23 protein-coding genes and 2 pseudogenes are annotated in these 24,159 nt (G+C 35.2%); 14 read left to right on the top strand and 11 right to left on the bottom strand.

Annotated elements, in window-relative coordinates; genetic code table 11:
• Positions 1-3 precede the first annotated feature (3 nt).
• Positions 4-621, bottom strand: coding sequence for a GntR family transcriptional regulator (locus ACPF9A_RS20245; RefSeq protein WP_423999894.1), 618 nt, complete (start codon positions 619-621; stop codon positions 4-6).
• 1,280 nt (positions 622-1,901) lie between these two features.
• Here ACPF9A_RS20245 and ACPF9A_RS20250 point away from each other — a divergent pair.
• Together ACPF9A_RS20250 and ACPF9A_RS20255 are read left to right on the top strand one after the other, a co-directional pair.
• A complete protein-coding gene (locus ACPF9A_RS20250; RefSeq protein ID WP_423999896.1) occupies positions 1,902-2,360 on the top strand; it encodes a cold-shock protein in 459 nt (152 codons plus the stop codon).
• Between the two features lie 24 nt (positions 2,361-2,384).
• Positions 2,385-3,317: an EamA family transporter gene (locus ACPF9A_RS20255; RefSeq protein WP_423999898.1), complete on the top strand. Its 933-nt coding sequence runs from the start codon at positions 2,385-2,387 to the stop codon at positions 3,315-3,317.
• On the opposite strand, the gene ACPF9A_RS20260 is transcribed toward ACPF9A_RS20255, so the two are convergent.
• Entirely contained in the window at positions 3,288-3,887 is a 600-nt protein-coding gene (locus ACPF9A_RS20260; protein ID WP_423999900.1) for a pseudouridine synthase, read from the bottom strand. The genes ACPF9A_RS20255 and ACPF9A_RS20260 overlap by 30 nt on opposite strands.
• Before the next feature lie 120 nt (positions 3,888-4,007).
• On the opposite strand from ACPF9A_RS20260, the gene ACPF9A_RS20265 reads away from it, so the two are divergent.
• On the top strand, positions 4,008-5,561 hold the full coding sequence (locus ACPF9A_RS20265; RefSeq protein WP_423999902.1) for a DEAD/DEAH box helicase: 1,554 nt from the start codon (positions 4,008-4,010) through the stop codon (positions 5,559-5,561).
• 96 nt (positions 5,562-5,657) lie between these two features.
• Here the strand turns inward: ACPF9A_RS20265 and ACPF9A_RS20270 are convergent, their stop codons facing one another.
• From ACPF9A_RS20270 to ACPF9A_RS20290, 5 genes and pseudogenes are all read right to left on the bottom strand, one after another.
• Positions 5,658-6,047: a hypothetical protein gene (locus ACPF9A_RS20270; RefSeq protein WP_423999904.1), complete on the bottom strand. Its 390-nt coding sequence runs from the start codon at positions 6,045-6,047 to the stop codon at positions 5,658-5,660.
• Positions 6,048-6,112: 65 nt separating this feature from the next.
• A pseudogene (locus ACPF9A_RS20275) lies at positions 6,113-6,646 on the bottom strand (carboxymuconolactone decarboxylase family protein).
• A gap of 121 nt (positions 6,647-6,767) precedes the next feature.
• Positions 6,768-6,944, bottom strand: coding sequence for a hypothetical protein (locus ACPF9A_RS20280; protein WP_423999906.1), 177 nt, complete (start codon positions 6,942-6,944; stop codon positions 6,768-6,770).
• 90 nt (positions 6,945-7,034) lie between these two features.
• A complete protein-coding gene (locus ACPF9A_RS20285) occupies positions 7,035-7,862 on the bottom strand; it encodes a helix-turn-helix domain-containing protein (RefSeq protein ID WP_423999908.1) in 828 nt (275 codons plus the stop codon).
• A gap of 144 nt (positions 7,863-8,006) precedes the next feature.
• Complete coding sequence (locus ACPF9A_RS20290; protein WP_423999910.1) at positions 8,007-10,196, bottom strand: TonB-dependent receptor; 2,190 nt, start codon at positions 10,194-10,196, stop codon at positions 8,007-8,009.
• 213 nt (positions 10,197-10,409) lie between these two features.
• Between ACPF9A_RS20290 and ACPF9A_RS20295 the strand changes: the two genes are divergently transcribed.
• The 7 genes and pseudogenes from ACPF9A_RS20295 to ACPF9A_RS20325 all read left to right on the top strand — a co-directional run bounded on the left by ACPF9A_RS20295 (position 10,410) and on the right by ACPF9A_RS20325 (position 16,623).
• Positions 10,410-11,525: an alkene reductase gene (locus tag ACPF9A_RS20295; protein WP_423999912.1), complete on the top strand. Its 1,116-nt coding sequence runs from the start codon at positions 10,410-10,412 to the stop codon at positions 11,523-11,525.
• A 31-nt stretch (positions 11,526-11,556) separates the two neighbouring features.
• Positions 11,557-11,973, top strand: a complete 417-nt coding sequence (locus ACPF9A_RS20300; protein WP_423999914.1) for an OsmC family protein — start codon at positions 11,557-11,559, stop codon at positions 11,971-11,973.
• Between the two features lie 244 nt (positions 11,974-12,217).
• Positions 12,218-12,824, top strand: a pseudogene (locus ACPF9A_RS20305) (SDR family oxidoreductase).
• Positions 12,825-12,962: 138 nt separating this feature from the next.
• On the top strand, positions 12,963-13,463 hold the full coding sequence (locus tag ACPF9A_RS20310) for a pyridoxamine 5'-phosphate oxidase family protein (protein ID WP_423999916.1): 501 nt from the start codon (positions 12,963-12,965) through the stop codon (positions 13,461-13,463).
• Between the two features lie 103 nt (positions 13,464-13,566).
• Entirely contained in the window at positions 13,567-14,757 is a 1,191-nt protein-coding gene (locus ACPF9A_RS20315) for a PQQ-dependent sugar dehydrogenase (RefSeq protein ID WP_423999918.1), read from the top strand.
• A gap of 121 nt (positions 14,758-14,878) precedes the next feature.
• A complete protein-coding gene (locus ACPF9A_RS20320; RefSeq protein WP_423999920.1) occupies positions 14,879-15,778 on the top strand; it encodes a sugar phosphate isomerase/epimerase family protein in 900 nt (299 codons plus the stop codon).
• 5 nt (positions 15,779-15,783) lie between these two features.
• Positions 15,784-16,623, top strand: coding sequence for an aminotransferase class IV (locus ACPF9A_RS20325; protein ID WP_423999922.1), 840 nt, complete (start codon positions 15,784-15,786; stop codon positions 16,621-16,623).
• 120 nt (positions 16,624-16,743) lie between these two features.
• Here the strand turns inward: ACPF9A_RS20325 and ACPF9A_RS20330 are convergent, their stop codons facing one another.
• The 3 genes from ACPF9A_RS20330 to ACPF9A_RS20340 all read right to left on the bottom strand — a co-directional run bounded on the left by ACPF9A_RS20330 (position 16,744) and on the right by ACPF9A_RS20340 (position 19,735).
• Complete coding sequence (locus ACPF9A_RS20330; RefSeq protein WP_423997793.1) at positions 16,744-17,940, bottom strand: IS256 family transposase; 1,197 nt, start codon at positions 17,938-17,940, stop codon at positions 16,744-16,746.
• Positions 17,941-18,088: 148 nt separating this feature from the next.
• On the bottom strand, positions 18,089-18,280 hold the full coding sequence (locus ACPF9A_RS20335; protein ID WP_027067037.1) for a cold-shock protein: 192 nt from the start codon (positions 18,278-18,280) through the stop codon (positions 18,089-18,091).
• A 144-nt stretch (positions 18,281-18,424) separates the two neighbouring features.
• Positions 18,425-19,735 carry a prolyl oligopeptidase family serine peptidase gene (locus ACPF9A_RS20340; RefSeq protein ID WP_423999924.1) on the bottom strand — a complete coding sequence of 437 codons (1,311 nt, stop codon included), beginning with the start codon at positions 19,733-19,735 and terminating at the stop codon, positions 18,425-18,427.
• Between the two features lie 179 nt (positions 19,736-19,914).
• Between ACPF9A_RS20340 and ACPF9A_RS20345 the strand changes: the two genes are divergently transcribed.
• Both ACPF9A_RS20345 and ACPF9A_RS20350 read left to right on the top strand, forming a co-directional pair.
• Positions 19,915-20,730 carry a hypothetical protein gene (locus ACPF9A_RS20345; protein WP_423999926.1) on the top strand — a complete coding sequence of 272 codons (816 nt, stop codon included), beginning with the start codon at positions 19,915-19,917 and terminating at the stop codon, positions 20,728-20,730.
• Between the two features lie 56 nt (positions 20,731-20,786).
• Positions 20,787-21,983: an IS256 family transposase gene (locus ACPF9A_RS20350; RefSeq protein ID WP_423997793.1), complete on the top strand. Its 1,197-nt coding sequence runs from the start codon at positions 20,787-20,789 to the stop codon at positions 21,981-21,983.
• A 53-nt stretch (positions 21,984-22,036) separates the two neighbouring features.
• Here the strand turns inward: ACPF9A_RS20350 and ACPF9A_RS20355 are convergent, their stop codons facing one another.
• Entirely contained in the window at positions 22,037-22,792 is a 756-nt protein-coding gene (locus ACPF9A_RS20355) for a helix-turn-helix domain-containing protein (protein ID WP_423999928.1), read from the bottom strand.
• A 242-nt stretch (positions 22,793-23,034) separates the two neighbouring features.
• Between ACPF9A_RS20355 and ACPF9A_RS20360 the strand changes: the two genes are divergently transcribed.
• Together ACPF9A_RS20360 and ACPF9A_RS20365 are read left to right on the top strand one after the other, a co-directional pair.
• Entirely contained in the window at positions 23,035-23,430 is a 396-nt protein-coding gene (locus tag ACPF9A_RS20360) for a molecular chaperone Tir (RefSeq protein WP_423999930.1), read from the top strand.
• A gap of 12 nt (positions 23,431-23,442) precedes the next feature.
• Positions 23,443-24,156, top strand: coding sequence for a PspA/IM30 family protein (locus ACPF9A_RS20365; RefSeq protein ID WP_423999932.1), 714 nt, complete (start codon positions 23,443-23,445; stop codon positions 24,154-24,156).
• Positions 24,157-24,159 lie beyond the last annotated feature (3 nt).

The raw sequence follows: 24,159 nt of genomic DNA on the forward strand, positions 1-24,159 counted from the left end.
ACTTTATTCAGTAAGTTTCTTTTGAACGTAGTTTAAAATTAACATCCAATTCATTTTTAATAGGAGGGAAGCCGTCGGTACATTATCATCGGCAATTGCAGAAATGATGGAGTCATGCTGATTATCAGATTTATTGTAAAAAGAATCATCTTTGGTAAAAGCCCGTTCGTAGAAAAATATGCGTGTCTTTAAATCTGTTAGAATTTTCAATGCCAAATCATTTTTATAACCTTTGGTCATTAATCTATGAAACTCTAAATCAGCTTGTATTCTTGAAATAGCGTTGGTGGCATTTTCAAATACTTCTTGCTGATTTTTAAGATTGATGATGTCTTCTTGACTGAATTCTGAATTTTCAATTGCCATGACTTCTAAGTTGGCAACGAGTTCATAAAGATCTTCAGCTTCTTTTACATCTAATTCAGCGATAATGAACCCTCTATTTGGTACTGCCTTAATAATATGTGCCTGTTGCAATTGTGTTAACGCCTCTCTTATAGGTGTTACACTTACATTCAAATGACGCGCAAGGGCAGCTAAATTAATAGTTTTACCTGTTTTAAGATTACCGGTAATCATTTCTGATAATAGATAATCGCGTACTTGATCTCTTAAATTCATTTTAACCAACATACATCAAATATAATATATCGTATACGATTATAACTGTTGTATATAGCATTTAGTACATGGTTAGCACATCATTTAGTGGTATAAAAAAAGACATGAGTGATGAATTCATATCTTTTAATCACTAAAATGCTAAATGCCGTTCATTTGATACCATTTTTCTCTGCTTGTCTTTTATAGCATTCCATAAATTAAGTTTTGCAGAAGTTTTGGGTAATACTTTTAGAAAAGTTCTCATGTTGTTCGTTTTAAATTCGGTGATGAGCCGAGTGATTGATGATTGATTTTTTGATTAATAAATTTTAATGGGTATGATTTCTTGATGATGCCCATTGCACTCTTTTACTATTCTTAAAACTTGAAAAGAATGAATTTCTTCTAGTTTCTGTCGGTGTGTTTCTGATAAAAGTTCTCATGTTGTTCGTTTTTAATTCGGTGATGAGCCGAGTGATTGATGAATGTTTATTGTAACTATTTTAATGGGTATGATTTCTAGATGATGCCCATTGTACTCGTTTACTATTCTTAAAACTTGAAAAAAATGAATTTCTTCTTGTTTCTGGCGGTGTGTTTCTGATAAAAGTTCTCATGTTGATCGTTTTTAATTCGGTGATGAGCCGAGTGATTGATGAATGTTTATTGTAACTATTTTAATGGGTATGATTTCTAGATGATGCCCATTGTACTCGTTTACTATTCTTAAAACTTGAAAAAAAAGTATTTCTTCTAGTTTCTGTCGGTGTGTTTCTGATAAAAGTTCTCATGATATTCGATTTTTAATTGATGATTAATAAATTTGTTATACTAAGTAGACGACGACACTTCTATTTTGTTACAGTACTATGCATAAAAAGGTACTATTTTTAACAAAATTCATTTTATAAAATACTTCAATTGCCTGTTTTACAGTTATTTAATCACCTTTATAAATATTTCATTTTAACATAAATTTTATTAATCAAATAAAAATTGAAACGATTAAAGTAGAAGAGGAGCGTATAAATTCTGAAATTATGATAAGTAATAAGATGTAAATCTGAGCTATAAATTATCTCTATTAAAAGATTGATAGAATGAGTCATTTTAATGTTAAATAATTGAAATACAAATCATATCTTTGCAGAACTTTAAAGGGATGCAGATGATTCTTGCAATGACCTTACAACAAGTGGCGTTATAAGTTTACTCAAAAGGCTTACCATTTGTTATACACGTCACCACGTATTTCAATTCCTTTACAGTAAAATCTATTATTATCATTAAAATTACGAATGGCAAAATCACAACAGACATTTAATAAAACTGAAAAAGAAAAAAAGCGCTTAAAGAAGCGTGAAGAAAAAAAGAAAAAAATGCTTGCTCGAAAAGCAGCTACTAAAGAAAGTGGTACTTCTGGTATTCCTCTTGCTTATGTAGATTTCAACGGAAACTTGGTAGACACTCCGCCAGATCCAGCGATGAAAGTAGAAATCGATGCAGAAGATATCATTTTAGGTATTCCAAAGAAAGAAGAAGGTGATGTAGAAGAATTCGATCCAGTAAGAAACGGTAAAGTTTCTTTCTTCGATACTACAAAAGGTTTCGGTTTCATTATAGATACTGAAAACAACGAAAAATACTTCGTTCACGTTAGTGGTCTTATCGATGAGATTATGGAAAACGATAAAGTTTCTTACGAGTTAGAAAAAGGCATGAAAGGTATGAATGCCGTTCGTGTAAAGAAGATTTAGTTTTAAAGATTTTTAATGGTGAAAATGCAACGTAACACCGTTCTGGTAGTATTGTCATTTTTCGCCATTTATTTCATTTGGGGATCTACCTATTTATGGAATAAAATAGCAGTAACCGAATTGCCTGCCTTTATGTTGGCAGGCATTCGTTTTGTTATTGCCGGTAGCCTAATTTTTGCTATCTCAAAAATATTGGGCTTTTCTCTAAAAATTACAAAGCAACAATTCAAGAATACATTTCTTGCAGGCTTTCTATTTCTAACTTTCGGAAATGGAGTAGTCGTATGGGCTCTTAAGTTTGTAGATAGTGGCTTTGCGGCTCTAGAAGTATCTGCCCAGCCGCTAGTGGTTTTACTAATGATGCGTGTATTTCAAGGTAAGAAAATTCAACCAATGTCACTAGTGGGTGTAATTCTTGGAATTGCAGGTATTTTTCTTTTAGTCGGTCAGAAAGAAATAATTGCACAAGACGGAGCGATATTGGGAATGGTACTAATTTTTCTTTGTATGCTCAGCTGGTCTTATGGTAGTTTGTTTGTTGGTAGTGCCGAGTTACCCAAAAATTTCTTTGTAAATACGGGTTATCAAATGTTAACTAGTGGTGTTTCATTATTAATAATAAGCACACTATTTGGCGAACAATGGTCATCACCGGTAACATGGAGCACTCCCGTTCTTTGGTCTATGTCGTTATTGATTATTTTTGGTAGCATCGTAACCTTTACCGCCTTCAATTACTTACTACGCATTGTATCGCCAGAAAAAGTAGCTACTTCTTCATATGTAAACCCCATTATTGCAATGATTCTGGGTTGGTATTTTTTAAATGAAGATATCACCATACAATCAGCTATTGCATCTGTAGTACTGCTAACTGGTGTTTACTTTATTAATACTAAAAAGAGTTTGACCATTTTCTCTAGGTTTTCAGGAAAACGGATTCCTAAAGCGCCGTAGAGTAATTTCAATAGGAGTTACATCTCTAGGATTCATTTTTTCTAAATGAATTGTACCGATGCGAACGCGAATTAACCGAACCGTCGGATACCCCACGGCAGCAGTCATTTTACGGACTTGTCTAAATTTACCCTCTTTAATCATAATGCGAACCCACGATGTCGGTCTATGCCTACCAATTCGCAATGCTTGATCAGCATCTGGTAGCGATGGTAAATCGTCTAAAACGGTTATTTTACAAGGTTTTGTTGTGTATTTATTACCAAATATTCCGATGGTTACTCCTTCTGCTATTTTTTGAATTGCATCAGGTGTAATAAAGCCATCTAGTTGAGCTAAGTATTCCTTTTCTATTCCTGAACTATTTATAGTGTCACTCAACTTCCCATCCGTGGTCATTAATAATAACCCCTCAGATTTTTCATCTAATCTACCAATTGGCATTATCCCATCCGGAAAATCATAAAGCTCACTTAAAAATCTTTTTTTTCGAAGCTGTCGATCTTCTCCAGAGCTCATCTGACTCAACATTGCAAAGGGTTTGTAGATTTTAAAATGGCTGTGTTGCATTAATTTTACCCTTTACGGTTTATTTTGATGACATATGGTCGCAAAAGATACCCTTTTTAACGCATGAATTAGTAATCTACTATAGAGAATGTTACCTTTGTACCCTCCAGAGAAGATTTTATGCAAGAGACAGTTTTTGAATTACAAGATAGAAAGACCGATAAGGAACTTTACAGCTATCAACAAGGAGCAATTCAACAAATTTTTGATAAGTTCGATTCAGAACGAGATGATTATCATCTACTATATCAACTACCGACCGGTGGTGGTAAAACAGTGATTTTTTCTGAAATGGTACGTCAGTATTTAAAAAACCACAACAAGAAAGTTTTGGTAATGACGCACCGTATTGAACTTTGTAACCAGACTTCTTCAATGCTAACAAGTTTTGGTGTTGTTAACAAAGTAGTCAATAGTAAAGCAAATCTTGATGACCATGAGCGCTATAGCTGTTATGTAGCAATGGTAGAAACCTTGAACAATAGGTTGAACGATGATCAATTAGATATTTCTGATGTTGGTCTTGTTATTATTGATGAAGCTCACTATAATTCTTTTACCAAACTATTCAAGTTTTTTGAAAATTCTTTTGTTCTTGGTGTTACGGCAACCCCGTTAAGTTCGAACAAAGATTTGCCAATGAACAAAAACTATGATGAGCTTATACCAGGTGAAACCATAGAAAATTTGATAGCCAATGATTTCTTGGCTAGGGCAGAGGTATTTCAGTATGACATGGGACTTACATCTCTAGAAATTGGTTCTAATGGTGATTATACCGTTAAATCTTCTGCTGATTTATATACGAGTCCGGCAATGTTGAACAAGCTTTTAGAAGCGTATACTAAGCATTCTAAGAATAAAAAGACATTGATTTTCAACAATGGTATAGAAACATCTATTCAAGTTTACCATACTTTTCATGCTGCAGGTTTAAATATTCGGCACCTTGATAATACCGCTACCAAAAAACAGCGTAAGCAAATATTAAAATGGTTTAAAGAAACACCTGATGCAATTTTAACATCGGTTAGTATTTTAACTACAGGTTTCGATGAACCTACTATTGATACTATTATTTTAAACAGAGCAACAAAATCGCTAACACTTTACTACCAAATGATCGGTAGGGGTTCTAGGATTTTGAATAACAAATCGAAATTTACGGTTATAGATTTAGGTAACAACCTTTATCGTTTCGGACCATGGGGTGCAGACTTAGATTGGGGAGCTATTTTTAAGTCTCCGAACTTCTACATGGACCGTATTAAAGATGATGAGGATATTGAAAGTGATTTTAAACTTGAGCTTTCTGATGAAGTTAAAGAAGAGTTTAAAAATTCTAAAGAAACCTATTTCGATATTAAGGAAACCTACGAAACGGCAACGTTTGCAGGAGATTCTTCTAAAGTAGTTTTAGAACGTTCTATCGCTCACCATGCATATATGTGTGTCGAAAATAGTGAGGATGTTTATGATGCTTTGGCATTGGCGAAATTATTAAAAGAAGATATTGACAACCGTATACATGTGTACGGAAAATGTATTAGCAAGAGTACCTACAATTTCTTGAGCTGGTTAAAAGATGATTATCAAAAGAAATTGAATGCGTATTTACGTGAAAATTTTGATACTGTATTTGAAGAAATTCATGGGCATCCGCCAGAGGATTAATTGGAACATAATATTCTATTTTTTTATAGAATTTAAAAGCATAAAAAAGGGCTGTTCATTTAAGAACAGCCCTTTTTATGTATAGCTAATTACTTCTTACTCTACAATAAGACTGTATTGTGGAGTTGGATTTAAAGGACAGAAATATACATATTCGCCTTTTTCCAGTTTCGTTTCTTTAGAATGACCTACAGTGTTATTCTTAACCGCAGCTGTTACATAAGCCGTCTGAATGTGATTTTCTGGTTTAGAGGCATCTTTACCTTTTTTTACCAAAACCAAACCAACATCTTTACCTACGCTATTATTTGTAACATCAAATATGTATGTGCCCTCACTAACAGTAATTGATTTCTGTGTAAACTCGCCAGTTGTTTGCTCTAATGCAATTGTCTTAACTGGTTCTTGCTTCATCATTTTATCTTGAGCGTTTGCGCTGAATGAGAATGCTAATACGATAACTAAAATTGATAATACTTTTTTCATTTGTTTTAAATTTAAAGGGCTTTTGCCCAAATGGATAGATTAATAATTATTGTTTGTAAAATTGTTTATAATGATGGTGCTACCGGAAAATCAACTGGCACTTGCGTTGTACTGTGTATGTAGTTCGATATGGTTTTATCACCTACTAATGAAATGGTATCTATTAAATTTGCTTTTGTATACCCAGCTTTAAAATAGTTTTCTAAAACTTTTTCGTCTGTACGACCTCTATTTTCAGTAACATTTTTCGCTAATTGTGCTAAAGCATCTAATTTTGTATCAAATGAAGCTTTACCAGCTCTAAGTTCAAGAATTTGCTCGTCGGTGAATCCGTTCATTTTACCAATTGCGGTATGCGCAGATAAACAGTAGATACAGTTGTTTACTTGACTAACTGCTAGATTAACAACTTCTTTTTCTTTAGCTTACAATGATGTTTTAGCATTAGCAAAATTTAAATAGTTTTCTAAAGCTGTATCACTATTAGCGTAGGTTGCATATAAGTTTGGTACAAAGCCTAAAGCTTTTTTAAGGTTATCAAAAATTGCTTGATTATTTTCGCTTACTTCTTCTCTTGTTGGTATATTAAATGTGCTCATGATTTTATTTTTAAATTTTATTATAAATTGTTTTTGTTCTATTGATTATCTGGTACAAAGGTATATTTAGAATGATGTTCTAATCATGTAGAGACTTCCTTTCTACATGTCGATTTTTCCTTTACATAAAAGAACTGAATGCTTTGGTCAATTTTGAAGACGTATCAGAATCACAGTAGTAATCTGATATTTGGTTATGAAGACAATGTTTTTCTATATTGATGGTATTCGCGACTATCGCCTTTTTAGACGTAAATATTTCTATTAAATTGAAAATTGATGTGTGTTTTAAATTCATGTCTTTGTTGTTTTAATTCTACACTACAAAGATCAAGTTATTATGAATCTTAAAACGGGCAATATCACCCAAGGTGTTGTCGATATTTCCCTAAAATGATTTTTTGAGTTGTTTTTTGAAATCTGATGGAGATTGTTGTGTTTGGTTTTTAAAAAGACGACTTAGATGCGAGGCGTCATCGAAACCAATTTCATACGCTATTTCTTTTGCTGTCTTATCAGTATAGATAAGTAATCGCTTTGCCTCATGAATAATTTGTAGGGGAGTGGTATTAAATTTTGAAAAGGTATTGGATAAGGTTTTAGGAGATTTAAACAATTTGTCTGCATAGAACGAAACTGAATGTTCTGACTTGTAATGCTCTTCGACCAATAAATTGAACCCTCTTAGTAAATCAACTTTTACATCGTTGACAGCTTCACTGAAACCTTCTTTAGCTTTAAGTAATCTTGTACTCATAATCATAAAGCGAGCCATGAGCATACGTAGCATTTCTGCTTGTATAGTGTCTTCGGTTTCTAACTCATCAACAAATACCTCGTGCAACGTATCGAATTTTCGTTGTTCTTTCTCGCCTAAATCGATTACAGGTATGTGTGCATTACCAAAAAATAATAATCCGGCACAGCTTACTTCTTGATCATGGTCCTTTATGCAATAGAACTCCCGGTTGAATTGATACACAATTAAATCGCTGCCTTCTATATATCGAAAAAACTGGACAGGAGTCAGTGCCAATAAACTATGTTCAGAAATTGTATACGGAACACCATCTACTTCTATAGAAGCTTTTTGAGTAGTGGTTCTAATAAAAATATAAATTCCTGCTTGCTTTGGTTTTCTATATGATTCTAATAATAACTCATTACCAATTTTAAGTAATCCACCCGTACTAAAATCTTTAAAAACTTCTTGCATAAAAACTTGGTCTAAAAAAAGGTTGACTCATTACATACGTAATGAATCAACCTTTATAAATTTTATAAACAACAATTTAACTTAAAACCTTACAGAAACCTTTCCTCTTAAATAAAACGGAGTACCAGGAGTAAAATGAATTTCTTATACTGATGCCGTTTCATTAAATAACCTGCTTTCGGTAGTAAATTGAGTTTCGTTCCATTCGGTGTCAAATAAATTCTCAACAATTACACCAACTGTCCAGTTTTTGATATGGTAGTTTAGGTTTAAATCGGTTACGAAATAGCCTTCTGCTACAATACTATTATCTTCATTTGCAGCTCTATCACCCAAATATCTATAATTAAGGTTTCCTGAAAAATTACCAATATCACTGAAAGACAATCCACCTACAGCTGTAAAATCTGGTGCTAACGGAATATAATCTTCGTCATCTGGTTCTTCTGTACTTCTAGCATACGTATAGTTTACATCACTATATAGATATAACCAATCTAAAATTTGATATCGACCACCAACTTCAACACCAACTCTCCTGGTTTTACCACTTGGTTCAACAATACCAGCATCGCCAACATAAACAAATTCTTGATCTAAGAACAGCCCCCATAAAGTTGCATTAAGCACCATTTTATCTATTGGTTTAATGATTGTTCCGAAATCTACACCATATGCTTTTGGTAACACATCTCGACCTTCATTCGCTGTAACTACACGCGCATCATTAGAGTGAAAACCTAAACCGATTTTTAAGAACAATTGCCAATTTCTATTTACAGAATATAAGGTGTTTAATTTCGGACTTACAATTGCTTTATTTTCGCTTTTGTTATCATATAACTCACTCAGTTTATTCTCATAATCAAAATTGAAATAGTCTAAACGTACTGAAGGGTTAAAAGTCCAGTTTCCTGTTTTGTACTCTCCATTTACAAATCCATAGATATTAGTTTCATCAACATCACCAAATGCATATTGCTCTAGAGAGGTTTTTCTATTTAAGGTGTGCTCTAAAGTAACATCATCTACGTTATCATTTCTAAACCCGATTCCTGTAGCATATTTAAATCTATCATCAGTGCCTACGGCAATATCAATCTGTTCGAAAACAGTTTCGACACCCATAATGGTTCTATCTTCATACTGTCGTATTTGGTCTCCATTAACAGGGTCTTCTAAAAAGAATGTGAAGTTTGAAAACAACTCAAAATCATACTTGCTTACAAAGGCTCGTGTTTTTAAAAATTGATTTTCACCTAAGAATTTGGTATGATTCAACATTAAGTTCGTTCTACTCGTTTGTCCACCTTCCTTGTCATCAATAGCTCCAAAACGACCTATTATATTTTGATCTATTGCGCGTTGCGGAATTTGACCAGAGGCATCCCATTTACTTTGAAAATGAGACGCGGTTAGTGTCAGTTCTTCTTTTCCTATATCCATATAATGATAATGACCTAAAATATTTACACGGTTAAAGTTTTGAGGAGAATCAAATGCTCCATCGGTTAAATAAATTTCTGAGGCTAAATACGCATCACTCTTACTAGTTTCCAAAATATTAAAAAGACCAACAAATCGATTGGTATTAAACTGGCCCGATTCATAAGAAACCATGCTTTTATCTACGCTTTTCATAAGACTTAAATCGACATATCCTGCTGTGTTAAAATCTCCTTTATCAGCATAATACGGTCCTTTTCCGAAGTTAATATTTTCTATAGTTTCTGGTATTACAAAGTGCAAATCTGCATACCCTTGCCCGTGGGCATGAGACACCATGTTTACTGGCATACCATCTACACTAATGGCAACGTCTGTACCGTGATCAATATCAAATCCTCTTAAAAAAATCTGTTCTGCTTTACCACCGCCTGCATGTTGGCCAATTAATAGTCCGGGTACTTTTCTTAGTATTTCCTGCGATGATTTTACGGGATCGTTTTGTACATCTATATTCACAAATCTTGTCATGGCATCTACCTTAGAAACAACTACTACTTGATCTAAATTAATACTTGATTCTTCTAACACTATAGCTGTCCCTTCATCAAAATGGTTTTGATTTACAACCAATATAAAGGTCTTAAAACCCAAGTTGGAGAAGTAAACGGAATCATTTACTGATGTTGATGGGAGTGAAAATGCGCCTGATAAATTAGTATGGCTGTGTTGCCCTGATGTTTGATTAAATATACCGACATTCTCTAAAGCAATGCCTTCTTTATCGGTTACTATACCTTTTAGATTTTGTGCTTCTACAACATTTGATGCAATAAGTAAAAAGGTAAATACTAACAGCTTTAATGCCCAATTATAGCTATAATTCATAAAATAAAATTTAAATAAGGTTGTCGTTTGCAATACCTACGATAAAAAACAAGATTGGTTTTATAAACTTTTACAAAGCGGCAAAATTAATTTATATAGATATAGTTCAAAGTATTTTATGCTTTATAGCAATCTTTTTTCGGTAAGAGTCAAAGAGCCTCATTTAATAGTGAGATCTTTGTAACACAAACAAAACAACTTACATACACATATATGAGCACACAAGCATTATTAACCCCGTTTCATAAAAATATTAATTTAAATAATCGTGTCGTAATGGCACCTATGACTCGAAGCAGAGCTGCAAACGAAGGCAATGTGCCTACCGAAGATTTACATGTTCTTTATTACACTCAAAGGGCATCTGCAGGATTAATTATTACTGAGGGCTCACAGGTTTCTAAAGATGCCGTAGGTTATATTAACACTGCAGGTATTTATTCTAAAAAACAGGTAGAAGGCTGGAAAAAAGTAACAAAAGCAGTTCATGATAAAGGCGGAAAGATTTTTATTCAATTGTGGCATGTTGGTCGTATGTCTCACCCAGATTTTCATAATGGGGAATTACCACTAGCTCCTTCTGCTTTAAACCCGAATGCGAAATCATATACACCTGAAGGATTTAAAGATACCGTGACACCTAAAGCAATGACTTTAGAAGATATTAAGCAAACGGTAGAAGATTTTAAAAACGCCGCTATAAATGCCGTCGAAGCGGGATTTGACGGAGTGGAAATTCATTCATCTAACGGCTATTTATTTCATCAATTTTTTAATGGCACTTCTAATATTAGAACAGATGAATATGGTGGGAATATGGAAAATAGAACTCGCTTCTTTTTTGAAGTTTTAAATACGATGAAAAGTGTTATTCTACAAGAAAAAATAGGAGTACGATTTAATCCGTCATTGAACGATATGTTCGGTATTACTTTAGATGAAGAAACGATACCAACTTTCGAATATATTATTAAGAAACTGAATGATTATAATTTAGCTTACGTTCATTTATCTGAACCATTTAATGACGTTTCTAATGTACCATTCGCTGTAGAACATATTGCGAAGCATTTTAGACCTCTTTATAATGGAACCTTAATGATCAACGCTGGTTTTGATCAAGATTCCGGTAATAAAGTAATTGAAGAAGGTAATGCAGACTTGGTTGCATTTGGTAAGCCGTTTATTTCTAATCCGGATTTGGTAGAACGGTTTGAGTATAATTATCCAATTGCAGATTGGGATGCAGACACTTTCTATACTCCAGGTAAAGAAGGTTATATAGATTACCCAAATTATAAAAAAGAAGAGCACTTGGCTAAGAAGTAGTTCTAGAATATTAATTTTTAAAATAAAATTTATGAAATTCACAAGAAGCGCTAAAGCACAATGGAAAGGAAGTGGCAAAGAAGGAAAAGGAACTATCTCCACCGAAAGTACCGTTTTACAAAATGCTCAATACTCTTTTAATACGAGATTTGAAGACGGAAAGGGTACCAACCCCGAAGAGTTAATTGGTGCTGCCCATGCGGGTTGTTTTTCTATGCAATTAAGCTTTTTACTTGGCGAATCGGGTTATACACCCACAAGCTTAGATGTTAATGCAAAAGTTGATTTTAAAGATGGAGAGATAGTGAAAATAACTCTAAATTTAATTGGCGATGTACCTAATATTAATGAAGATGAGTTTAAAACCATTGCAGAGAAGGCTAAAAAGATTTGTCCTGTTTCTAAATTATTAAATACTGAAATAGAGTTAAATGCAAAGCTTTCGTAATACCAAGTTCAATAGCATATAAATTAAAGGCAGCCTATTAAGGCTGCTTTTTTTTACTAGATAATCGAGATTTAAATGCTCTGAGGTCTGCCTCATAATGTTATTGTAGTTCTCCTACGAATGCCTCGTGGGTTTATCTCGAGGTTGTTTGCTTTCTAGAAATTTAGCATCTGTGTCAATATAAAACGGTAAAGCATTAATGTGTACTACGTTATTTAGCCAACTTGCGCTAAAAATAAAGAACATGGAAAATATTTTAGTAGCCGGAGCCAACGGTACAACCGGAAAAAAAATAGTAAACCTTTTAAAGAACTCGCAATATTTTCAACCTATTGCAATGGTGCGAAAAGAAGAGCAAAAAGAGCAGTTTGAAAAAGAAAACATAAAAACAGTGCTTGGTGATTTAGAAAAAGATCTTTCACACACTGTAGAAAATATCGACAAGGTAATTTTTGCAGCTGGATCTGGTGGTAAAAAGGTAGTCGAAGTGGATCAAGAAGGTGCTAAAAATTTAATCGATGTTTCTAAAAAAGCTAACATTAAAAAGTTTGTAATGCTTAGTTCTATGGGGGCGGATAATCCTGATGAGGCTAGCGATTTAAAAGAATATTTAAAGGCAAAACATAATGCAGATGAATATTTAAAATTGGCTAATTTAGGTTATGCCATTGTTAGACCTGGTTCATTAACAAATGAGGTTGGTACAGGTAAAATTGAACAAAAAGGGTTCTATTACTAGAGATGACGTAGCGCAGACATTGGTAAGATCTTTACATGATGATGCCGCCATTAATTCAACTTTTGAAATTATACAAGGCGATACTTTAATTGGTAAAGCAATGGATGCTTAATAGTTCAGCTATAAAATTAATTAAGACCCATTATTGGGTCTTTTTTTTTGCATTAATATTTCCTTTTTTTGGAACAATAAGAGGTTTCATTTATTTCGTAAAAGAATTAAACTCGCCTTAATTTAGATTAAAAAAATTATGGCTACTAAACATCTATTTAACAAGAGCGCACAAGACAAAATCAAAGAATTAGCTGAAGCTATAGATTTTACTATGCTAGCGACCAATTTATCTAAAAGACCTATTCACGCAATACCTATGAGTACCAAAAAGGTTGATGAAGACGGACATATTTGGTTTTTAAGCAATAAGCACAGCACACATAATGCGAATATTCATAGCGATGAAGAAATTCACTTATTCTATGCAAAGGCAATGAGTATGGAGTTTATGAATGTGTATGGCACTGCCGAAATTCTAGAGGCTAGAAGTATCATATCAGAATTATACCAAAAAAGTGATGACAACTGGTTCGATGGAGAAAATGACCCTAATATTACTGCAATAAAAGTGACACCAAAAGATGCACATTATTGGGATACTAAGAATAATATGCTAATTAACCTTTTTAAAATGGGGATTGGCGCTATAACTGGTGAAAAAACAGATCTTGGCGAAGAGGGTAAATTAACCATCTAAATATTCGATTTGTGGGTGGTTTTACTATTACAAACATCTGTATTATAATGGGGTACAAACTAAAGCTTGTTGCGTATCTTCGTAATAAACTAAACAACTTAATATGAAAATTTCATTTTTAAAGATAACTATGGCACTCGCCGTAGTAATATCTCTAAATTCTTGTAAAGAGAGCAAGAAAGAAAATAAAGATAGTGCGGTTAAAGAAATGGAACTTGACAGCACCGATTTGGCATTATTAGATTTAAACTTACCTGAAGGATTTAAGATTGAAGTTTATGCTAGGGGAGTAGATGGTGCTCGTTCTATGGCTATGGGTGATAACGGGACGCTATTTGTTGGTACACGCACAGAAAACAACGTGTATGCGATACAAGATACTGATGGAGATTTTAAAGCTGATAACATTATTGTTTTAGATACGATGGAAGTACCTAATGGTATCGCCATGAGAAACGGAGATTTGTATGTTGCTCAAGTGGGTAGCTTATGGAAATATCCGAATATTGAAGAGCAGATTGGTAGCGAATTAGAAAAGGAATTAATTTATGATGATTTTCCGACGGAATTTCACCATGGATGGAAATATATAGCCTTCGGACCAGACGATAAACTTTATGTTCCTGTTGGGGCTCCTTGTAATATTTGTAATAAGACGGATGAAGATGAGCGATTTGCAACCATCTCAAGAATGGATCCTGACGGTAGTAATCGTGAGATTTACGCAAGAGGAGTCAGAAACTCTGTCGGATTCACTTGGCATCCTGATACCAAACAAATGTGGTTTACAGACAACGGTCGTGACATGTTAGGTGACGATATTCCGCCTTGCGAACTAAATACTGTAACTGAGGCAGGTCAGCATTTCGGTTATCCTTTCTGCCATGGAGGTATTGTTAAAGACCCTGAATTTGGAGATTTACGTCCTTGTTCAGATTTTGTTGATCCTGCTTTACAATTAGACGCTCACGTTGCTCCACTTGGTATTAAGTTTTATACTGGTACTATGTTCCCTGCGGAATATAAGGGTAAAGCTTTCATTGCAGAACACGGTTCTTGGAACAGAAGTAAGAAAGTGGGTTACAGAATAATGATGGTTGATATTCAAGATGGTGAAGCAATTAGCACTGAACCTTTTATTGATGGTTGGTTGGACGAAGTTGCTCAAAAAGCAACAGGAAGACCTGTAGATATATTAATGCTAAAAGATGGATCTATGCTGATTTCAGATGATTTTGGCGATGCCATTTATCGTGTTTCTTACAGTGAAACTGCTGTAGCAAGTAACGAGTAGATTTACGAACTCAATAGAATAAAAAGCAGCCTTTATGGCTGCTTTTTTGTTTGCAAAATGTTCAAGTTCTTTATGCAAACCTTATATTTATAATCCGTATTTATTTAATCGCAACATCATCATGAACGACTCAAATTCTCGCAGAACATTCTTAAAACAAACCGGTGTGCTTTCGGTAAGTTCGATACTGCCATTATCTGTAATACCGATGGATTATAAATATAAAATGGGTTTGCAATTGTTCACCATTCGCGATGCAATGGCGAAGGACCCAATCGGAAGTATTAAAAATGCACGTGAGCTAGGATATAATGACGGAGAAATTTATGGTTACGATGGTGATAACGATACGTATTACGGTATAAAATCTAAGGAATTTAAAAAACAGATCGATGATTTAGATTTTACCATATCTAGTGGTCATTATGATTTCTCTAGTCACTTTAACGATTCTAATGATAAACTTTTACGTTATGTTGACCAATGTATAGAGGGTTCTAAAACTTTAAACAGCACCTACATTACTTGGCCATGGTTAGCACCAGAATATCGAACTATTGAAAATTTTAAAATATTAAAAGATAAATTAAATGTAATAGGCGAGCAGGTAACCAATGCCGGTTTACGGTTCGCTTATCACAACCATGATTTTGAATTTACAGACCATAATGGTGAGCAAGGCTATGATATAATTTTATCTGGCACAGATGCAAATTTGGTAAAATTACAAATGGATATGTACTGGGTCGAACATTCTGCAAATAAGAGTCCGGCTGAATTAATTGCTGAAAACCCTGGTCGCTATGTTATGTGGCATATTAAAGATATGGACAAAGTAACTCGCGATTATTCTGAGATGGGTAATGGATCTATTGATTACAAAAGCATGTTATCATCTATCAATAAAGATGATTTACAATATTACTATATAGAACAAGGCGGTAATTTTGCAGAGAATTCTATGCAAAGTATTACCGATAGCGCTATCTATTTTAAAAAACATCTTCAACGTTATTTATAAGTTTTATGAGTTACCCAGATAAAGTATATCTAAACGGAAGTATTGTAAATTCTGCAGATGCTAAAGTATCTGTTTTCGATCGCGGATTTATTTTTGGTGACGGATTATATGAAGTAATGGTTCAGATAAACGGCAGATTCTTTTATGAGAAAGAGCACCTAGACCGCTTACAATCAGGACTCCAAAAAATTAATATTAAGTTCGACGTTAGCTTGCTCAAAAATGAAATTGCCACTTTGTTGAAAGTAGCAGCGCTAACCGATAAAGACTGCATGCTTTATATTCAAATTACTAGGGGGGTAGCACCAAGACAACATTCATTTCCTGCAGATATAAAACCTACAGTTATGATGTATGCCGTACCAAAAGTATTACCTGAAATAAATACTGTAAATGCCCATGTAATTACCAGAAAAGATTTTAGATGGTCTCGTTGCGATATTAAAATGACGTCTCTTTTAGGTAATGTGATGTTGAATGAGGAAGCCATGCAGCATGAATGTTACGAAACTATATTACATAGAGACGGAGTATTTACTGAGGCATCTCACAGTAATCTGTTTTTTATCAAAGATGGGGTAGTATATACTCATCCGGCAGATGAATATATTCTTAATGGTATTACTAGAATTGTTGTAATAGAGCTTTGTCACTCTTTAGGTATAGAAATTGTTGAAACTCCTATTTCATTAGCAGAATTGAATACTATTGATGAAGCATTCTTAACCGGTACGAGTACACAGATTGCTGCGATTCAACAAATTGATGACTACATACTATATACAAGGAATGAAAAAGGCCCCGTAACGCAAAGATTACAAGAGGCCTTTTTAAAAATTAAATAAGATTCTAGTCTACCTTAAAATAGGTAAAAAATTCATCTGCATCTTTAATATCCATAAGGTTTAAAATGACACTATCCCATTAACTGTGTAAGTTAAAAATAACAGGGGTTGGACTTTTATCTAAAGTCTGACCCTTTTTTCATAGATCGTCAGGAACTGATTTAGGATTATGCCCCAGTTCCTTACAGGCATCGACCACTTTTTGGTGGCCTCCCTTACCGCCAAATATACGGATTTCATCACGGCATCGTCCGTCGGGAAGGACAGCTTGTTCTTGGTGTACTTCCTGATCTTGCCGTTCAGGTTCTCGATAAGGTTGGTGGTATAGATTATTTTCCTGATCTCGATGGGGAACTCGAAGAACACGGTAAGCTCGTCCCAGTTGTCCCTCCAGCTTTTGACGGCATAGGAGTACTTCCCTTCCCATTTGTCCGCAAAGTCCTTTAGGGCGGCCTTCGCCGCAGCTTGTGTAGGTGCGTTGTAGATAAGTTTCATATCTGTTGTAAAGGCTTTTTTGTCCTTCCAGACAACGTACCTACAGGCATTCCTTATTTGATGCACCACACATATCTGGGTCTTGGATTCGGGGAACACGTTCTTGATGGTCTGGGTGAACCCGTTCAGATTATCGGTTGCGGTTATCAGGATGTCCTCGGTGCCACGGGCGCGTATATCGGTCAGTACGCTCATCCAAAAAGCGGCGGACTCGTTCTTGCCCAACCAAAGCCCAAGGACCTCTTTCTTACCGTCCCTGCGCAATCCTACCGCGATATAGACCGTTTTGTTGATGACCTTCGAGTTCTCGCGTACCTTGAACACGATCCCGTCCATCCAGACGATAAGGTATATCGGTTCCAATGGCCTGTTCTGCCAAGCGACGATGTCCCCGGAGATCTTGTCGGTTATCCTCGATATGGTGGATGTGGAGATATCGAAGTTGTAGACCTCCCGTATCTGCTCTTCGATATCGCTGTTGCTCATTCCCTTGGCATAGAGCGATACGATCACGTTCTCGATACCGTCGACCATATTACCGCGCTTGGGCACGATCATGGGGTTGAAACTGGCATCCCTGTCCCTTGGCACCGCGATCCTTGATTCCCCGAAGGAGGTACGGACTTTTTTGGTCGAATGGCCGTTACGTGTGTTCCCGTTCCTGGCCTTTCCATGTTTGTCATAATCGAGGTGGCCGTCAAGCTCGCCTTCCAGCATCTTCTCGATACCACGTTTTTGGAGTTCTTTCAGAAAACCGTTCAGCTCGTCACCGGTCTTGAACTGTTTTAAGAACTCATCGTTGAATAATTCCTCTTTCTTCATAATGGTGTGAAAATTTAAAGTTAAAAAAATAGCGGGGGCATGCCCCCGCTATTTTTTTATTTACACACTTTATGAGATAGTCCTATCTATAATAAAAAAGCTCTTCATTTCTGAAGAGCTTTTTCTTAAACTTGAATGTATATATGTCTTAGATAACTTTAACGTTCACTGCGTTTAAACCTTTGTTTCCTTCTTTTAGTTCGAATTCAACTTCATCGCCTTCACGAATTTCGTCGATTAAACCTGAAATGTGCACAAAGTGATCTTTTTCAACTCCTTCTTCAGTGATAAAACCGAAACCTTTTGTGTCATTGAAAAATTTTACTGTTCCTTTACTCATTGTAATGTAATTTAATTTATAATACTTATTAAGTTGCAAAGATGACGCCAATAGTTGACAAACAGCGATTAAAGTTCTTTTATATCTATTTTTTGTGAATACTTTAAGAGTTTTTGCTTGTTTAGAGCATTATAAAGACAATTCTTACTTTTTCTGAGCCGCTAACCACTTCATAATACTCACATTTTCACCTTGTAATAAGACTGGTTCTCCATTGAAATCAAAATTTGCATGGTTAGCATGGCTATAAATCCAAGACCAATGCCCTGGAAAATAATAGTTTTCGCCACCATAAAATCCGGTTAAATCAATAACATGTTCATAATAAGAGAAATGTACATTAGGTGCTTTGGCATTTACTAGTCTTTTATATAGTGGTACCACAGTTTCGTCTGGTAGTGTAGTAGTATCATCTTTCGAATGAATAAACCAAATCGGTACATTTTTGATACTTTCAATTTGTTTATCAGTAATATTCGAATCTAAATAAGCAGGTGCGCTAATATAACTGGCAGCAAAATATTTAGGATGTTCAAGTATAAGTTTAAGACTCATGTAGCGGCCATTAGAACAACCACCGATGTAAACCCGGTCTGCATCTACCTTCGGATTATCTTTTACAAAATTGTCGATTAGTTTGAATAAGGCTTTGTTATAAATATCATCAGTATCACCCCTAGTATAGTCTCCATTAACATTTTGCATCCAAAACGTTGGTGCTTGTGGCACTAGAACATATGCACCGTTAAAAAATGATTGTATTTCAGGTGATGCATAGTTAGTGGCTTTATTGGCAACTAAGGCAATACTTGGGTCAGTACCACCTTCGCCACCACCATGTAACCATATAATTAGAGGAGACTTGGCAGAAGTAGTTTTAGGTTCGAATGAAGCGTATGTTAGGTTAATGCCATTAATGGTATGTTTTCCTTTTAAATCAAATCGATATAAATCTTTATATACACGAGAGGCTTCATTGTTCCATATTTTACTTGTTGACGTATTGGTAATGGTCATTTTATAATCAATCCATTGATTACTACCTCTGCCATCTTTAAAAACATACTTTATAGGGGAATCTATTGGATTCTTAGGGTGCACTAATAACACCAAGGTTACATGATTTCCTTCTGATACTCTACTACCATTGGCATCAGAAACATAAGCGAATACTATTTCTCGACTACCCTTTGCTTCTTCTGACTTCATTTCTACACCAACAGCACTTCTTTCTACCTCGATTATATAATCGCTAGCATTAGCTTCAGTGTTTAATGTTGCGGTAGGTAATACGACCTTTTTGACGGCTGGTCCCCAATCGTATCCTTCTAAAATTAAGGTATAGCTACCATCTTCATAATTAGAAATAATTTTGGTTATGGGTTCTATCGCTAAAAGCGGATTTAGAATCATCAACATAAGAAATGTCGACAATACAAGAAATGATTTTTTCATTGTGTGAGTTTTGTTGTTTGGTCTAGTAAGATACGAGCTTTTGATAGTATTTGCGACTATATTATATGTCGGAAGATTTCTTGAAATTTATTTCTGAGTCGAAGTGAATTCTATTGCGATACACTTAATATTTAATACTTTAGTAGAAACAACAAAACGATAAATTCAAATATCTTCAAATGAAAAAAGCAATCAGTAAAAAGAAAATAATATCAGGCTTAGCATGTGCCCTACTCTTTAGTATCGGAGTAAATGCCCAAAAAGCAGCCTTCGAAATAGATAAAGATTTATTGCTAGTGCAGTTAGACTGTAAAACCGATATCGACGATTTACATACCGCAGCAGGTTTTGCTACGCTATTAAATCACCCAGATTATAAGGACTTAAATTATCTAGCCGTTGCAGGTACTTATGGTATTCAAGAAGGTTTGTATGTACCACCAAACGAATTAATGCCAATGGTCTTCGGTGAAAATTGGTTAGATGCAGATAAAGAATGGAAAGCTTCGGTAGATAAAGTGGTAACTAAGGCATTGAAAATCATTGAAAATGGAGGTTCTATTTGGGTGGCAGAAGCGGGACAGTCAGATTTCACGTCAGAATGGGTTAAGGAGTTGTCAAGAAAGGATATTTCGATTAAAACAAGAGAAAGTGTTCATGTAGTTCAGCATAGCGATTGGAATGAGTCGGTTACTAAAACTGTTAAACTTATGTATACAAAAACGGTTACAGATTATCATAAAATTGCAGATGGTAATGAAGTGGGTAATGGTACACCAGGTTTAAAGTCTGATGGTAAAGTAGATTGGGAATCTAAATTAAATGATGAACACTTAACAAAGGTTTGGAATACAGCTATTCGTCTAGGAAATCAATATAATGGCAAGGATGGTAGATGTTTAAACGAAAGTGTTGATGAAGGCGGACTTGATTTTTCTGACTTAAGTGAAGTATGCTACATTTTAAAAGGACTATCTCATAAAGTGTGTAAATAAAAAAATAGCGGGGGCATGCCCCCGCTATTTTTTTAACTTTAAATTTTCACACCATTATGAAGAAAGAGGAATTATTCAACGATGAGTTCTTAAAACAGTTCAAGACCGGTGACGAGCTGAACGGTTTTCTGAAAGAACTCCAAAAACGTGGTATCGAGAAGATGCTGGAAGGCGAGCTTGACGGCCACCTCGATTATGACAAACATGGAAAGGCCAGGAACGGGAACACACGTAACGGCCATTCGACCAAAAAAGTCCGTACCTCCTTCGGGGAATCAAGGATCGCGGTGCCAAGGGACAGGGATGCCAGTTTCAACCCCATGATCGTGCCCAAGCGCGGTAATATGGTCGACGGTATCGAGAACGTGATCGTATCGCTCTATGCCAAGGGAATGAGCAACAGCGATATCGAAGAGCAGATACGGGAGGTCTACAACTTCGATATCTCCACATCCACCATATCGAGGATAACCGACAAGATCTCCGGGGACATCGTCGCTTGGCAGAACAGGCCATTGGAACCGATATACCTTATCGTCTGGATGGACGGGATCGTGTTCAAGGTACGCGAGAACTCGAAGGTCATCAACAAAACGGTCTATATCGCGGTAGGATTGCGCAGGGACGGTAAGAAAGAGGTCCTTGGGCTTTGGTTGGGCAAGAACGAGTCCGCCGCTTTTTGGATGAGCGTACTGACCGATATACGCGCCCGTGGCACCGAGGACATCCTGATAACCGCAACCGATAATCTGAACGGGTTCACCCAGACCATCAAGAACGTGTTCCCCGAATCCAAGACCCAGATATGTGTGGTGCATCAAATAAGGAATGCCTGTAGGTACGTTGTCTGGAAGGACAAAAAAGCCTTTACAACAGATATGAAACTTATCTACAACGCACCTACACAAGCTGCGGCGAAGGCCGCCCTAAAGGACTTTGCGGACAAATGGGAAGGGAAGTACTCCTATGCCGTCAAAAGCTGGAGGGACAACTGGGACGAGCTTACCGTGTTCTTCGAGTTCCCCATCGAGATCAGGAAAATAATCTATACCACCAACCTTATCGAGAACCTGAACGGCAAGATCAGGAAGTACACCAAGAACAAGCTGTCCTTCCCGACGGACGATGCCGTGATGAAATCCGTATATTTGGCGGTAAGGGAGGCCACCAAAAAGTGGTCGATGCCTGTAAGGAACTGGGGCATAATCCTAAATCAGTTCCTGACGATCTATGAAAAAAGGGTCAGACTTTAGATAAAAGTCCAACCCCTGTTATTTTTAACTTACACAGTTAATGGGATAGTGTTTTATAGATCTTTTTTAAGTCTATCGAAATCTTTTTCTAATTGAAATAACTTTTCTTCTAAATTGAAATTAGTCTCTGGTAATCTATGATAGAATACATATCTAACTCGCCACATTTCATGTATTTCTTTTAACTGCAACTCTATATCTTCTACGTTTTTATGTTCTGCACGTAAAACGAATTTATCATTGGTTATAAATAGTCTTCTTAAGATGATATTCTTATCTGCTACCGTAAATACCAATGTACCGTTATTTAGCTTTGAATATACTTCTGGTGGTATCCATTCTCCAATAGCTATGTCTTTTGGAAACATACCTAATTCATTCTTACTCATTTCTAAATTCTGAACGGTGTATGCCCGAAACTTCTTATCAGGATTTATTGGTAAAGACAAAAACGGCAAGTCTTGTATGTAAGAATCCTTATTGTAATATTTAATATAATCTGACTGATTTAAGGTGGTTATACAGGGTACCTTAACGAAAAATTCTTGCTCACCTAAATCTTGTTCAACGGTTAAGTTACCTTTAAACTTCAATAAATTATTTACTGTTAATTCGGTAGTCAATAGGTCATCTATAGGAATGCTAAAATAATTAGCAATTTTTATTAGCGTCTCTAATTTAGGCTCACTTCGTCCTTCTTCATAAGCACCTAAAGTACCTCTCTTCAGCTCAAATAGCTCAGCAAATGACTGTTGGCTAAGACCTTTTAAACTTCTTATCTTCCGTATATTTTTTCCGAAGTATGACATTTTTTTGCTAATTAAATTTGCAATTGATAAAAATATAATTATATTTGTCTAACAAAATTAGCAATAATATTTTTAATTGCTATTATTTTGAGCTAGTATTTTTTATTAATCAATTTAAAAACACAATATTATGTTCATCGTAGTTGTTTACATTTTAGCGTTCCTAATCTCAATTTAAGAAATCACACCAATAATATTTTGTATTATTGAATTTAAGAAACCACCTACATAAACCAACACATATGAAAAACCATTTTAATATAACCAGAGATTATCTTCTTGAATTAAACTTTAATATCGTTAAAGAAAATAGGGCAGACGGAATTTTAGTGGTGGCCAAAGAAGATTTCGGAATTAAAAATCTCATTTTAGGGGTTTCGCCACCGATATTGATAATGGAACAATTTATATTCTCTGTCCATAATCAATCTGAAAAAATCTTCAGAAACTTACTCCAGAAGAATAGAGATATTATACATGGAGCTTTTGTTCTTGACGAGACCGCAAATCGGGTCATTTTTAGAGACACATTACAAATCGAGAATATGGATTTAAACGAATTTGAGGCCAGCCTTAATTCTTTAAGTTTATTAATGAGTGAATACTCAGATCAAATAATTGAATTTTCTAAATATTAAAAATAAAAAATCATGAATATATTTAAAAGACTATTTAAAATAGGAGAGGCTGAAACCAATTCAGCGATTGACAAAATGGAAGATCCTATAAAAATGACCGAACAGGGCATTAGGGATATGAAATTAGACCTAGAAAAAAGTTTAGAAGCGCTTGCACAAGTAAAAGCACTTGCCATTCGTTCTAAGAACGATCAAGACCTTTATAAGAACAAAGCCAAAGAGTATCAAGATAAAGCCATTATCATTCTAAAGAAGGCTAACAGCGAGGAAATGGATGCTGCCGAAGCAGACAGACTTGCAAAGGAAGCTTTAATGCAAAAAGAAGCTAATGAAAAACAATTAGCCGCTACTAAAACTGAAACAGAAAAGTTTGAGACTAACGTTAGCCAAATGCAAGGTAATGTTGAAGCTTTAAAATCTAACATTGGCAACTGGGAAAATGAATTGAAAACATTAAAGGCTAGGGTAAAGGTTAGTAATGCTACTAAAAACTTAAACAAGCAAATGGCTGAGTTAGATAGTACCGGTACGGTGTCAATGCTCGAAAGAATGAAAGAGAAAATTGCCCAAGAAGAAGCTTTGGCCGAGGCTTATGGCGATATAGCAAAATCAAGTAAATCTATTGATGATGAACTTGATAAGGCTGCTGATACCACTGAAGCCGTGGCAGATGATGAGCTTCAAAAGTTAAAAGAACAGTTAGGGTTTAATAAAACCAAAAAATAAAAA

Source organism: Maribacter sp. IgM3_T14_3, from assembly GCF_049603095.1.
In the GTDB taxonomy this organism is placed as follows: domain Bacteria; phylum Bacteroidota; class Bacteroidia; order Flavobacteriales; family Flavobacteriaceae; genus Maribacter.